This window comes from Pantoea sp. ACRSC, assembly GCF_022346785.1.
In the GTDB taxonomy this organism is placed as follows: Bacteria; Pseudomonadota; Gammaproteobacteria; order Enterobacterales; family Enterobacteriaceae; genus Pantoea; species Pantoea alvi.
In genome coordinates this window covers 426,825-439,146 of the sequence record NZ_JAKRNN010000001.1, presented here as the reverse complement: position 1 = coordinate 439,146, position 12,322 = coordinate 426,825, and the positions used below count along the sequence as shown (strand labels likewise).

The 12,322-nt window shown below is 60.5% G+C and carries 14 protein-coding genes; 10 read left to right on the top strand and 4 right to left on the bottom strand.

The genetic code is table 11. The annotated features are described in order from the left end of the window. Positions 1-6: 6 nt before the first annotated feature. A complete protein-coding gene (gene clpS, locus MHZ97_RS02170) occupies positions 7-327 on the bottom strand; it encodes an ATP-dependent Clp protease adapter ClpS (protein ID WP_033751321.1) in 321 nt (106 codons plus the stop codon). Positions 328-648: 321 nt separating this feature from the next. Between clpS and cspD the strand changes: the two genes are divergently transcribed. Beyond that, positions 649-870, top strand: coding sequence for a cold shock-like protein CspD (cspD, locus tag MHZ97_RS02165; protein WP_103795338.1), 222 nt, complete (start codon positions 649-651; stop codon positions 868-870). An 81-nt stretch (positions 871-951) separates the two neighbouring features. On the opposite strand, the gene MHZ97_RS02160 is transcribed toward cspD, so the two are convergent. Then, a complete protein-coding gene (locus MHZ97_RS02160; protein ID WP_239312397.1) occupies positions 952-2,598 on the bottom strand; it encodes an ATP-dependent endonuclease in 1,647 nt (548 codons plus the stop codon). A gap of 103 nt (positions 2,599-2,701) precedes the next feature. Here MHZ97_RS02160 and MHZ97_RS02155 point away from each other — a divergent pair, with 103 nt between their 5' ends. The 3 genes from MHZ97_RS02155 (at position 2,702) to ltaE (ending at position 6,555) form a co-directional block, all read left to right on the top strand. After that, entirely contained in the window at positions 2,702-3,601 is a 900-nt protein-coding gene (locus tag MHZ97_RS02155; protein WP_103795336.1) for a lysine exporter LysO family protein, read from the top strand. 100 nt (positions 3,602-3,701) lie between these two features. Then, positions 3,702-5,423: a ubiquinone-dependent pyruvate dehydrogenase gene (gene poxB, locus MHZ97_RS02150; protein ID WP_239312400.1), complete on the top strand. Its 1,722-nt coding sequence runs from the start codon at positions 3,702-3,704 to the stop codon at positions 5,421-5,423. A gap of 130 nt (positions 5,424-5,553) precedes the next feature. Further along, positions 5,554-6,555 (top strand): low-specificity L-threonine aldolase, encoded by a 1,002-nt coding sequence (ltaE, locus tag MHZ97_RS02145; protein ID WP_239312403.1) that lies wholly within the window; start codon positions 5,554-5,556, stop codon positions 6,553-6,555. On the opposite strand, the gene MHZ97_RS02140 is transcribed toward ltaE, so the two are convergent. Together MHZ97_RS02140 and MHZ97_RS02135 are read right to left on the bottom strand one after the other, a co-directional pair. After that, on the bottom strand, positions 6,552-7,367 hold the full coding sequence (locus MHZ97_RS02140) for an N-acetylmuramoyl-L-alanine amidase (protein WP_239312405.1): 816 nt from the start codon (positions 7,365-7,367) through the stop codon (positions 6,552-6,554). The genes ltaE and MHZ97_RS02140 overlap by 4 nt on opposite strands. Beyond that, positions 7,364-7,684, bottom strand: coding sequence for a heavy metal-binding domain-containing protein (locus MHZ97_RS02135; protein WP_033751347.1), 321 nt, complete (start codon positions 7,682-7,684; stop codon positions 7,364-7,366). Before MHZ97_RS02135 ends, MHZ97_RS02140 begins: the two co-directional genes overlap by 4 nt. Positions 7,685-7,791: 107 nt before the next feature. Here MHZ97_RS02135 and MHZ97_RS02130 point away from each other — a divergent pair, with 107 nt between their 5' ends. The 6 genes from MHZ97_RS02130 (at position 7,792) to MHZ97_RS02105 (ending at position 12,259) form a co-directional block, all read left to right on the top strand. Continuing rightward, a complete protein-coding gene (locus tag MHZ97_RS02130; RefSeq protein ID WP_103795332.1) occupies positions 7,792-8,337 on the top strand; it encodes a lipoprotein in 546 nt (181 codons plus the stop codon). A 205-nt stretch (positions 8,338-8,542) separates the two neighbouring features. Then, complete coding sequence (gene artP, locus MHZ97_RS02125; RefSeq protein WP_103795331.1) at positions 8,543-9,271, top strand: arginine ABC transporter ATP-binding protein ArtP; 729 nt, start codon at positions 8,543-8,545, stop codon at positions 9,269-9,271. A gap of 15 nt (positions 9,272-9,286) precedes the next feature. Next, positions 9,287-10,018, top strand: coding sequence for an arginine ABC transporter substrate-binding protein (gene artJ, locus MHZ97_RS02120; RefSeq protein ID WP_239312408.1), 732 nt, complete (start codon positions 9,287-9,289; stop codon positions 10,016-10,018). A gap of 6 nt (positions 10,019-10,024) precedes the next feature. Continuing rightward, on the top strand, positions 10,025-10,741 hold the full coding sequence (artQ, locus tag MHZ97_RS02115; protein WP_239312411.1) for an arginine ABC transporter permease ArtQ: 717 nt from the start codon (positions 10,025-10,027) through the stop codon (positions 10,739-10,741). Further along, positions 10,741-11,409, top strand: a complete 669-nt coding sequence (gene artM / locus MHZ97_RS02110) for an arginine ABC transporter permease ArtM (protein ID WP_239312414.1) — start codon at positions 10,741-10,743, stop codon at positions 11,407-11,409. Before artQ ends, artM begins: the two co-directional genes overlap by 1 nt. 118 nt (positions 11,410-11,527) lie before the next feature. Next, the gene (locus MHZ97_RS02105; RefSeq protein WP_103795327.1) at positions 11,528-12,259 is read left to right on the top strand and encodes an arginine ABC transporter substrate-binding protein; all 732 of its coding nucleotides are present in this window, start codon (positions 11,528-11,530) and stop codon (positions 12,257-12,259) included. Positions 12,260-12,322 lie beyond the last annotated feature (63 nt).

Sequence of the window (12,322 nt, the reverse complement as noted above, 5' to 3'; positions counted from 1 at the left end):
GCGAGTTCAGGCTTTTTCCAGCGTACACAGCAATGGATGCTGATTCTCCCGTGCGTACTTGTTCACCATCGCGACTTTGGTCTCCGCCACTTCGGCGGTAAAAACACCGCAGATCGCCTTTCCATGGTAGTGAACTTTCAGCATCAGTTGCGTTGCACGTTCAACATCATAAGAAAAGAACTTTTGCAGAACGTCAATAACAAATTCCATAGGTGTATAATCGTCATTATTCAGGATGACTTTATACATAGAGGGCGGCTGCAGTCCCTCTTTCGCTTTGTCTTCGGCCAGGTGTTCAAAGTTAAGCCAGTCGTTAGTATTTGCCATAATGTTCCGTTGAAATTCTGCGCATCGATACGGACGATTAACTGTCCATACGTAGAGTTTAACACGCCTGTCAAGCACCCTTCTGCCGCATCGATTTTTTGCGAAAAAACCTGCGCGCGACCTGTATCACAAAATTCGCAATAGCGTTAACTGCCTCAAATTTTGATGATTTTGTCCCTACGCTCTCCGGTGGTTTGCTTGACGCCAGGGGCCCTTTCTCTACATTCTACAGACACAAGCTGATTGAGTTTTAAACAAACTTGACCCCAGCTTTAATTTACTCACCTGGTTATCAAAATGTCTTGCGAGGGAAGTAAAAGCATGGAGACGGGTACTGTTAAATGGTTCAACAACGCCAAGGGCTTCGGCTTTATCTGTCCGATCGGCGGCGGAGAAGATATCTTCGCGCACTACTCTACGATTCAGATGGATGGCTACAGAACATTAAAAGCCGGCCAACAAGTTCAGTTTGATGTTCATCAGGGCCCGAAAGGCAATCACGCCAGTTTGATCGTGCCGGTGGACGCTGTACAGCACGCCTGAACTGCTATCACCCCATTCTGAACGCTCTCCCAAAAAATGCCAGCCGTGTCGCTGGCATTTTATTTTATTGCGCACGTGCGGTTAATCCGCCTTGCCGCGCGCCAGCCACATCACGCGGGAAAACATCTGGCGCATCAGCGGCGGCATCGCCTGCTCTCCGCGCTCGGCGGCGGCCGTTGCCACGGCGATCGCCAGCTCCGGCTTGGAGGCGTGCTGAAGCGCTTTGGTAATAATACGCCTTGGGCTTAGCGCCGCATTTAACGGCAGATGCGCCATCTGCAGATAGACATTTTTAAAGCCCGAGCTGAACAAGAAATGCTCCATATCGAGGGCGGGCAGCTGCGTAAGATGGTGGTCGCTCTCATCATGGGCCTTCATCTGGCTGCGCGCCGTGGCGGCGTATTTATTGCCGGCGTCGTCGCCGTCGGTCAGCACGTGCCAGGCGATGCCCATGCGCGCGGCGAACTTCAGCAGCGGCTTCAGGCCCGCCTGCGCGAACTCGATCACCTTAACGCCCTCCGCCGCAAAGTGGAAGCCGCACTGGCGCGCCAGCTCGTTGATAATCCATACCTCGGTTTCGCCCTCCACCAGCAGCCAGCAGCGGGCAAAGAGCGCCGACGGCCGGTTGACGCGAATATGGAAGCCGATACGGCGGCTCTCTTCGGCGCTCAGCCCCTGCGGGCCGATACGCCAGGCGGCGACGCGCGTCGGCTCACGCACCAGCCGGCAGACATTTTCCACCGGCGTCAGCGACAGCAGTTCGCCGGAGTTGGTGGTGGCGATTTTCTGTAGCGGGATAAGATCGAGCAGATTCCAGGCCACCGACAGCATAATGGGATGCAGCCGGGTTTCCGGATCTTCAATCAGCAGCAGCGGACGCGCCTCGGGCGAGATCGCCGCCGCGCCGCGCGCCTGCGCCAGCAGCACAAACATGCGTAGCAGCACGATCTGCTGGCTGCGCGAATCGGTTTCGCCGATCAGCTGATTAAGCCGATCGAGCGCGCGCCAGCCGTGTGCGCCGTTGCGCGTTTGCGGATCGCTGCGCCGCGCGCCGCCGTCAGCGGGCTGCAGCACCAGAAAATAGTGCTCCATCAGCTGCTGCAGGGTGGCGACGCCCTGCCGCAGCGTTTCATCGCTGATCTGATGGGGCTGCGACGCCAGCTGCCGCGTCAGGCTGCTGATATCCGCCGCCAGTGCGCTGGCCTGGGTGCTTTGTGCCTGCGCATCCTCTGCGTCATGGCGTGACCGCCGGCTAAAACGCGCATCGCGCAGACGCAGCACCGGATGCAGCCGCGCCAGCTGTCGTATCGCCTCCTCGCTGCCCGTCAGCGGCAGTACCTCGCCGTCGGCGCGCAGAAAGCGACGCGAGGCGGTAACCTCTCTCGCGCGCAGCCGGGCGCGAGTGCTGAAGTAGAGCCAGCGCGTGCCCTGGGCGTCGCGCTGCCAGAACGGCGAGAAAGCCGCCGCCTGCTCGCTGCCGTCATCGCGAAAATGAAACTGGATCTGTAACCGCCGCACCGGGCTCTCTTGATTGCCGGGCGTAAAGTGAAAATCGTGCCGGGAAAACTGATAGGGCGTCTCCTGGGGCGCAAGCAGCAGGCTGAGAGCGTCCAGCAGACTCGATTTCCCCCAGGTATTTTCGCCAATCAGCAGGGTAGTCTGGGTGAGCGGCAGCGATAAATGATTAATGCCGCGAAAGCCGCTAATCTCGATATGTTCCAGAATCATGAAACTCTCCTCAGGTCCAGCCATGCCGCTGTAATACAAAGGTTTACTCTATCAGGCTTTTTCGCTAGCGTGTCCGCACTCTCTGCAAGGAAACGCATCCGTTATGTACTCTGGGCTTCTTATTATTCTGCTGCCGCTGGTGGCGGGCTGGCTGCTGCCGCTGCATCAGCCCGCATTTTTACGTCTTGTGAATCGTCTGCTGGGCTGGATGGTTTATATCATTCTCTTTTTTATGGGCATCAGCCTCGCCTTTCTCGATAATCTCAGCCGCAATCTGCTTAGCGTCTTTCATATCGCGCTGGTGAGCGCGCTGGCGATCCTGCTGTGTAACCTGCTGGCGCTGCGTCTGCTGGAAAAAAAGCGCCCCTGGCAGCACAAGCATAGACAGGAAGCGCTGCCGTCGCGGCTGCGTATGGCGCTCGACTCGCTGACGCTGTGCGGCGTGGTGGTGGTGGGCTTTCTGACCGGGCTGACGCAGCTCGCCTTTCTGCGCCACGCCTCGACCGCCAGCGAATATGCGCTGATCCTGCTGCTGTTCCTCGTCGGGGTGCAGCTGCGCGGCAGCGGCATGACCCTGCGCCAGATTCTGCTGAATAAACGCGGTATGCTGGTGTCAGCTGTGGTGCTGCTGAGCGCGCTGCTGGGCGGCGCGATTGCCGCCGCGCTGCTGGGTCTGCCGCTGAAAACCGGCCTGGCGCTGGCCAGCGGTTTCGGCTGGTATTCCCTTTCCGGCATCCTGATGACCGAGGCGTTCGGGCCGGTGATCGGCAGCGCCGCCTTTTTTAACGATCTGCTGCGCGAGCTGACCGCTATTATGCTGATCCCGGCGCTGATTGCCCGCCACCGCTCCAGCGCGCTGGGGCTGTGCGGCGCAACGGCGATGGATTTTACCCTGCCGGTGCTGCAGCGCGCGGGCGGTAACGAAATTGTGCCGGCCGCTATTGTGCATGGCTTTGTGATGAGTCTGCTGGCACCGCTGCTGATCGCTTTTTTCTCTGCGTAACGCACAGCGCACTTTTTCACGGCTGCGCTGGCGAAACCTCGTCTAGTCTTCTCTTTTTGTCCGCCATCTGGAAGATGGCTTGCAGCCAGAGGAGAGTACGATGAAACAGACCGTTGCGGCGCTGATCGCAAAAACGCTGGAAAACGCCGGCGTTAAACGTATCTGGGGGGTGACCGGAGACTCCCTGAACGGGCTGAGCGACAGCCTGAACCGCATGGGCACCATTGAGTGGATGCCGACGCGTCATGAAGAGGTCGCCGCCTTCGCTGCGGGCGCGGAAGCGCACGTCAGCGGCGAGCTGGCGGTCTGCGCCGGCTCCTGCGGGCCGGGCAACCTGCATCTGATTAACGGCCTGTTCGACTGCCACCGCAACCGCGTGCCGGTGCTGGCGATCGCCGCCCATATTCCCTCCAGCGAGATCGGCAGCGGCTATTTTCAGGAGACGCATCCGCAGGAGCTGTTCCGCGAATGCAGCCACTACTGCGAGCTGGTCTCAAGCCCGGAGCAGCTGCCGCAGGTGCTGGGCGTTGCGATGCGCGAGGCGATCCTTAACCGCGGCGTATCGGTGGTGGTGCTGCCGGGCGACGTGGCGCTGAAGCCTGCGCCTGAAGGCGCCTCGTCCGCCTGGTATCCGCCGCTGCTGCCGCAGGTTCTGCCGCAGGAGAGCGAGCTGGCGCTGCTGGCACAAACGCTGAACGAGGCCAGCAATATTACGCTGCTGTGCGGCAGCGGCTGCGCCGGCGCTCATGACGAAGTCGTGCGGCTGGCGGAGACGCTGAAGGCGCCGATCGTCCATGCGCTGCGCGGCAAAGAGCACCTTGAGTACGATAACCCTTATGATGTCGGCATGACCGGGCTGATCGGCTTCTCATCGGGCTATCATGCGATGATGAACGCCGACACGCTGCTGCTGCTCGGCACCAAATTCCCCTATCGCGCCTTCTATCCCGAACACGCCAGAATTATCCAGCTCGATATCAACCCCGGCAGCCTCGGCGCGCACTGCCATCTCGATCAGGCCTACGTCGGCGCGGTGAAGCCGACGCTGCAGGCGCTGCTGCCGCGGCTGGAGAAAAAAACCGATCGCCACCATCTCGACAGCGCGCTGGAGCATTACGCCGACGCGCGCAAAGGCCTGGACGAGCTGGCGAACGCCAATGATAAGCAGGCGATCCATCCGCAGTATCTGGCGCAGCAGATTAGCCACTACGCCAGCGATGACGCGATTTTTACCTGCGACGTCGGCACGCCCACCGTCTGGGCCGCGCGCTATCTGAAGATGAACGGCCGTCGCCGTCTGCTTGGCTCCTTCAACCACGGTTCGATGGCGAACGCCATGCCGCAGGCGCTCGGTGCCCAGGCGCTGAACCGCGATCGTCAGGTGGTGGCGCTGTGCGGCGACGGCGGCTTCAGCATGCTAATGGGCGACTTTATTACCCTGGCGCAGCTTAAGCTGCCGGTGAAGCTGGTGATCTTCAATAACAGCGTGCTGGGCTTTGTTGCAATGGAAATGAAGGCGGGCGGCTATCTTACCGACGGCACCGAGCTGGACAATCCCGACTTCGCCGCCATTGCTGAGGCGTGCGGCATCAAAGGGCTGCGCGTAGAGAAGGCGTCCGAGCTTAACGGCGCGCTGGAGCAGGCGTTCGCGCACCCCGGTCCGGTGCTGGTGGACGTTATCACCGCTAAAGAGGAGCTGGCGATGCCGCCGCAGATCAAGATGGAGCAGGCGAAAGGCTTCAGCCTTTATATGCTGCGCGCGATCCTGAACGGCCGCGGCGATGAGGTGGTGGAGCTGGCGAAAACCAACTGGCTGCGGTAAAAGAGAGAGAAGACGCTGAGCGTTGATGTCTCTTTCAGCGTGCTCAAAGCCTGGATAGAGGGTGGCATGGGCACCTGCTGGTATTCCTAACGGGCGTTTACGCCCGCTTTTCTTTTCTCAGGAGAGCAACGTGATCGATTTACGCAGTGATACCGTAACCCGGCCGAGCGCCGCAATGTTGCAGGCGATGATGGCCGCCGAAACCGGCGATGACGTCTATCGCGACGATCCCACCGTCAACGCGCTGGAGGCGGAGGCCGCCCGACTCAGCGGCAAAGCGGCCGCGCTGTTCTTCCCCACCGGCACCCAGGCCAATCTGGTGGCGCTGCTGAGCCACTGCGAGCGCGGCGACGAATATATCGTTGGCCAGCAGGCGCATAACTACAAGTATGAAGCGGGCGGCGCCGCGGTGCTGGGCAGCATCCAGCCGCAGCCGATCCTTGCCGCCGAAGATGGCACGCTGCCTCTCGATCTCGTGGCGGCGGCCATCAAGCCGGACGATATCCACTTTGCTCGCACCCGCCTGCTCAGCCTGGAGAACACCCACCATGGCAAGGTGCTGCCGCTCGACTATCTCGCCCGCGCCTGGGCGTTTAGCCGCGAGCGCAAGCTGGCGCTGCATATCGACGGCGCGCGCATCTTTAACGCGGTGGTGGCACAAAAAGTGACTCTGGAAGCGATCGCGCGCTACTGCGACACGCTGACGATCTGCCTGTCAAAAGGGCTGGGCACGCCGGTGGGATCGCTGCTGTGCGGCGATGAAGCCTATATCGAGCGCGCCCGCCGCTGGCGCAAAATGGTGGGCGGCGGCATGCGCCAGGCCGGCATTCTGGCGGCGGCGGGCCTCTATGCGCTGCAGCACAACGTGGCGCGCCTGCAGGAGGATCACGATAACGCCGCATGGCTGAGCCAGCAGCTGCAGCAGGCGGGCGTCGAGGTGGTGGATCAGCAGACCAATATGGTATTCGTGCGCGTGCCCGCCGAGCAGATTGCGCCGCTGAAAAGCTGGTTCGCCGAGCGCGAGGTGCTGCTCAGCGTCGGGCCGGTAACGCGTATCGTCACCCATCTCGATGTCGACCGCCATGCGCTGGAGCAGCTGGTCGCCTGGTGGAAAGCGTTCCTGCAGCGCTAATCGCCATATCTCTCCAGCAGCGCCTCGGCAATTGCCAGGGTCTCCGCGTCCGGCAAACCGCGATAGTCCGCCGGACGAAAATGCATCTGGAACGCCGCGATGAGCCGCTGCTGCTGACGCGGCGTAGCGGCACCGCTGACCTCATAGCCGTAGCGCGATAGCGCCGCCAGCAGCCTCTCCATCGCCACCGGCGACTCCGCCGCCCTGCCCGCTAAATAGTGCTGCACGCGCGACGCCTCCGGCCAGGCGCCGATGCCCTGCTGCGCCAGCGTCCGCCACGGAAACAGCGGGCCGGGATCCTGCTTGCGCTGCGGCGCGACGTCGCTGTGGCCGACGATATTCTGCGGCGCGATGGCGTAGCGCCGCGCGATATCCTTTAGCAGCAGCGTCAGGGCAGCGATCTGCGCCTCGGTAAAGGGCTGCCAGTCGCGCCCGGTCAGGGTGCGCCTGTAGCCGCGGTTCACCAGTTCAATACCGATCGAGGTGTCGTTAAGGCGCGTCGCGCCGCGCCAGAAGCTGGGGCCGGCATGCCAGGCGAGCTGTGCCTCCGGCACCAGCTGCCAGATCACTTGCTTTCCGGCGCGCTGCGGCGGCTGACGGGGAATAAGATAGTGGGCGCTGACGTCGCGATCGGTCAGGGTCGCCAGCGAAGAGGGAAAATCTTCGGCGGTATAGTGAATGACGATCGCTTTAATACGTGGCCTGGCGCCGTAGGCCGGATGCCGGGTGTCAACCCAGTAGCCCTGCCGCGATTCCAGCCCGCTCTGGCAGCCCGCCAGCAGTAGCGCCAGCGCGGCCAGCAGCAGCCTCAACGGAGTTTCACCGCCGTACCGCTGACGCTGACCATCAGCATGCTGCCATCTTTGCCAACGGTTTCATAATCGATATCGATGCCGACCACCGCGCTGGCGCCCAGCGCCTTCGCCTGTGCTTCCAGCTCTTCAAAGGCGATTTCGCGCGCCTTGCGTAGCTCTTTCTCGTAGGCGCCGGAGCGGCCGCCGACCACGTCGCGAATACCGGCGAAAAAGTCGCGGAAAATGTTAGCACCGAGGATCGCTTCACCGGTGACGACGCCGCAGTAGTCACTGATGCTGTGTCCTTCCAGCGTGGGCGTGGTGGAAAATTTCATCGCTCTCTCCTGATATGAAATAGGTGCCAGGGCTCTTTCAACTAAAAAGCACGGCTATACTCTATGCTAAAAATAGCGCTTTGCCAGAGAACAATAAGGAAATCGAGATGAGAAACAAAGCCTTTGCGCTGCTGCTTCCCGCCGCGCTGCTGCTCTCCGCCTGTAGCACGGTAGAGCCGGTGATTAAGGACAACGGCCCTCGCACCGCGCCCTGCGTTGAGGGAGGCCCCGACAGCGTCGCGCAGCAGTTTTACGATCTGCGCGTTCAGCAGCCGACGCCAGGCCTGCCGGGCAGCGATCGGCTGGCGAAATATCGTCCCTACCTGAGCGAGCGCCTCTATCAGGCGCTGCAGCAGGCGAACGCGCAGAGCGGCAACGCCACTGCCCCGTGGCGCAGCGGCGATCTCTTCTCCAGTCTGGCGCAGGGGCCGACCGCCGCCAGCGTGGCGGACAGCTCTACCATCCCAAACCGCGACGCGCGCAATATTCCGCTGCGCGTCGAGCTGAGCCGCGACGGCAAAAGCTGGCAGGATGAGGTGCTGATGATCCGTGAAGGCACCTGCTGGGTGGTGGATGACGTACGCTACGTCGCCGACTGGGCGCATCCGGGTGGCGGCACGCTGAGCCAGACGCTGGAGCAGGCGAAAAAATAATCTCTTCCCCGGCGCGCCGCTCTCCTGCGGCGCGTCTCTTTTGCGGCTGCGCCGCCCGGTTACGCAGCCTGCCGCTAAGTGGCGCGATTTTGTGCTACGCTTTACCTGCTTCGCTGCAGTTTAATAAATTTTAACCCACTCCATTTGCATAACTATTCTGGTGCGGTTAAGATTCGCGGCACTAATGGCTATTCAAAATTTGCGCATGAGTATTCAACTAAACGGGATTAACTGCTTTTACGGCGCCCATCAGGCGCTGTTTGACATCAATCTGGATTGCCCGCAAGGCGAAACGCTGGTGCTGCTCGGCCCAAGCGGCGCGGGGAAAAGCTCACTCCTGCGCGTGCTTAACCTGCTGGAGCAGCCACGCTCGGGCAGCCTGAAAATCGCCGGTAATCATTTCGACTTCAGCAAGACGCCGTCCGACGCTGCCATCCGCGAGCTGCGTCAGAATGTCGGCATGGTTTTCCAGCAATATCATCTCTGGCCGCATCTCACCGTGGTGCAGAACCTGATCGAAGCGCCGTGCCGCGTGCTGGGCCTCAGCAAAGCAGAGGCGCGCGCGCGCGCCGATAAGCTGCTGGATCGCCTGCGCCTGACGCCCTATGCCGACCGTTTCCCGCTGCACCTTTCTGGCGGCCAGCAGCAGCGCGTCGCCATTGCGCGCGCCCTGATGATGGAGCCGCAGGTGCTGCTGTTTGACGAGCCGACCGCCGCGCTCGATCCGGAAATCACCGCGCAGATCGTCAGCATTATTCGCGAACTCGCCCAGACGCACATTACTCAGGTCATCGTGACGCACGAAGTGGAAGTAGCCCGTAAAACCGCCAGCCGCGTGGTTTATATGGAGAACGGTCATATCGTGGAACAGGGCGATGCCAGTCGATTTACACAGCCGCAAACCGAGGCGTTTGCACATTATCTTTCGCATTAAGTCAGGAAGCTCCCAATGAAAAAAATCGTACTTGCTGCACTGCTTGCTGGTCTGAGCCTGAGCGCGTCGGCGGCCCAGACTATTCGCTTCGCCACCGAAGCCTCCTATCCGCCGTTTGAGTTCGTCGACGCCAGCAACAAAATCCAGGGCTTCGACGTTGATCTCGCCAATGCGCTCTGCAAAGAGATGAACGCCACCTGCACCTTTACCAACCAGGCGTTTGACAGCCTGATCCCGAGCCTGAAGTTCCGCCGTTTCGACGCGGTGATGGCCGGTATGGACATCACCCCCGAGCGTGAAAAACAGGTGCTGTTCAGCAAGCCCTACTATGACAATTCCGCGCTGTTTATTGCGCAGAAAGGCAAAGTGGCCGACGTGGCCGCGCTGAAAGGCAAGCGCGTCGGCGTGCAGAACGGCACCACGCACCAGAAATACCTGAACGACCAGCATGCCGATATCATCACCGTGCCTTACGACAGCTACCAGAACGCGGTGCTGGATCTGAAAAACGGCCGTATTGATGCGGTGTTCGGCGACACGGCGGTGGTTAACGAATGGCTGAAGCAGAACGCCAGCCTGGCGGCGGTCGGCGATAAGGTTACCGACAAAGCCTACTTCGGCACCGGTCTCGGCATCGCCGTGCGTCAGGGCAACACCGATCTGCAGGCGAAGTTCAACGCCGCGCTGGAGAAGGTGAAGGCCGACGGCACCTATAAAACCATCTACAGCAAATGGTTCCAGCAGTAATTAACCATGAGTGAGTTCTATCCTCTCGCCAGCGCCGCCGGCATGACCGTCGGCCTCGCTGTTTGCGCCCTGATCGCCGGCCTTGCGCTGGCGATGATTTTCGCCGGCTGGGAGTCGCTGCGCATCAAGCCGCTGGCGTGGATCGGCACGGCGCTGGTGACTTTAATTCGCGGCCTGCCGGAAATTCTGGTGGTGCTGTTTATCTATTTCGGCGCCTCGCAGCTGCTGCTGGTGCTCTCCGACGGCTTTACCCTCAATTTCGGCCTGTTTCAGCTGCCGGTGCAGGTTGAGATCGAGAACTTCGACGTCAGCCCGTTTCTGTGCGGCGTTATTGCGCTGGCGATCCTCTACTCCGCCTACGCCTCGCAAACGCTGCGCGGTGCGCTGAAGGCGGTACCGCAGGGTCAGTGGGAGTCGGGTCAGGCGCTGGGCATGAAAAAGTCCGCCATCTTCCTGCGTCTGATTATGCCGCAGATGTGGCGTCACGCGCTGCCCGGACTGGGCAACCAGTGGCTGGTGCTGTTAAAGGATACCGCGCTGGTGTCGCTGATTAGCGTTAACGATTTGATGCTGCAGACCAAAAGTATCGCAACCCGTACCCAGGAGCCCTTTACCTGGTTTTTGATTGCCGCAGCCATTTATCTGGTGATTACGCTGCTGAGCCAGGCGGTGCTGCGCCGTATTGAGCTGCGCACGACGCGGTTTGAGCGGGGGAACGGCTGATGCTGAGCTACTTACCTGAGATTCTGAAAGGGCTGCATACCAGCCTGACGCTGACCGTCGCGTCGCTGCTGGTGGCGCTGGTGCTGGCGCTGCTGTTTACGGTGGTGCTGTCGCTGAAAACGCCGCTGCTTAACCCGCTGGTGAAAATCTATATCACCCTGTTTACCGGCACCCCGCTGCTGGTACAGATCTTCCTGATTTACTACGGTCCCGGCCAGTTTCCCAGCCTGCAGAGGATTCCCTGGCTCTGGCACCTGCTGTCGCAGCCGTGGCTGTGCGCCATGCTGGCGCTGTCGCTAAACAGCGCCGCCTATACCACGCAGCTCTTTTACGGCGCGATGCGCGCTATCCCGTCAGGCCAGTGGCAATCCTGCGCCGCGCTGGGGATGAACCGCAAGGATACGCTGCGTATTCTGCTGCCCTATGCGTTTAAGCGCGCCCTCTCCTCCTATTCCAACGAGGTGGTGCTGGTGTTCAAAGGGACCTCGCTCGCCTACACCATTACGCTGATGGAGGTGATGGGTCATGGCCAGCTGCTTTACGGCCGCACCTACGACGTGATGGTGTTCGCCGCCGCCGGACTGGTCTATCTGGTGGTGAACGGCCTGCTGACGCTGATGATGCGGCTGATAGAGCGACGCGCGCTGGCTTTTGAGCGCAGAAGTTAATATCCAGGCGAGCAATGCTCGCCTTTTTAATTTTTTACTCACAAATATTGCATAAGGATTCATTTACTGGCATCGTGTCAACCATTCCGCCTCTGGTATGGTTTTCAGGAGTTATACAGTGAAAAAATGGATCCTTGCCGCCGCGCTGGCGACGCTGACTCTAAGCGCCCACGCGGCGGATACCCTCCGTTTCGCCTCTTCCGCGACCTATCCCCCGTTTGAATCGCTGGATCGCGACAATCAGATTGTGGGATACGATATCGATCTGGCCAAAGCGATCTGCCAGCAGCTGCAGACGGAGTGTACCTTTACCAACAACGCCTTCGACAGCCTGATCCCTTCGCTGAAGTTCCGCCGCTTTGACGCGGTGATCTCCGGTATGGATATCACCGAGGATCGCAGCAAGCAGGTCGATTTTACCCAGCCCTACTACGCCAACTCCGCTATCGTTATCGCGCGTAAAGGCAAGTTTAGCGATTTTGCCTCGCTCAAGGGCAAGCGTATCGGCGTTGAAAACGGCACGACGCACCAGAAATATCTGCAGGAGAAGCATCCTGAGATCGTCACCGTCGCCTATGACAGCTATCAGAACGCGATTCTCGATATGAAAAATGGCCGTCTTGACGGCGTGTTCGGTGATACGGCGGTGGTGAACCAGTGGCTGAAAACCAACGCTGATTTAGCGCCGGTAGGCGAACACGTGACGGATAAGGCTTACTTCGGCACCGGCCTGGGCATCGCGGTGCGCAAAGGCAACGACGCGCTGCGCGACAGGCTGAACGGCGCGCTGGCGGCGCTGAAGAGCAACGGCACCCTGCAGCAGCTGAATCAGAAGTGGTTCCCTGAGTAACCCGCAGCTATGGGCCAGCGGACAGGCGTCCGATCGGTTCTGCATCGTTCCTGGATCTGATGC

Bases quoted from the DNA above. Each gene is read 5' to 3' on its own strand.
- MHZ97_RS02135 (WP_033751347.1), bottom strand. From the start codon at position 7,684: ATGAAATTTTCCACCACGCCCACGCTGGAAGGACACAGCATCAGTGAC.
- artQ (WP_239312411.1), top strand. From the start codon at position 10,025: ATGAGTGAGTTCTATCCTCTCGCCAGCGCCGCCGGCATGACCGTCGGC.
- artM (WP_239312414.1), top strand. From the start codon at position 10,741: ATGCTGAGCTACTTACCTGAGATTCTGAAAGGGCTGCATACCAGCCTG.
- poxB (WP_239312400.1), top strand. From the start codon at position 3,702: ATGAAACAGACCGTTGCGGCGCTGATCGCAAAAACGCTGGAAAACGCC.
- cspD (WP_103795338.1), top strand. From the start codon at position 649: ATGGAGACGGGTACTGTTAAATGGTTCAACAACGCCAAGGGCTTCGGC.
- clpS (WP_033751321.1), bottom strand. From the start codon at position 327: ATGGCAAATACTAACGACTGGCTTAACTTTGAACACCTGGCCGAAGAC.
- artJ (WP_239312408.1), top strand. From the start codon at position 9,287: ATGAAAAAAATCGTACTTGCTGCACTGCTTGCTGGTCTGAGCCTGAGC.
- MHZ97_RS02160 (WP_239312397.1), bottom strand. From the start codon at position 2,598: ATGATTCTGGAACATATCGAGATTAGCGGCTTTCGCGGCATTAATCAT.
- artP (WP_103795331.1), top strand. From the start codon at position 8,543: ATGAGTATTCAACTAAACGGGATTAACTGCTTTTACGGCGCCCATCAG.
- MHZ97_RS02155 (WP_103795336.1), top strand. From the start codon at position 2,702: ATGTACTCTGGGCTTCTTATTATTCTGCTGCCGCTGGTGGCGGGCTGG.
- MHZ97_RS02130 (WP_103795332.1), top strand. From the start codon at position 7,792: ATGAGAAACAAAGCCTTTGCGCTGCTGCTTCCCGCCGCGCTGCTGCTC.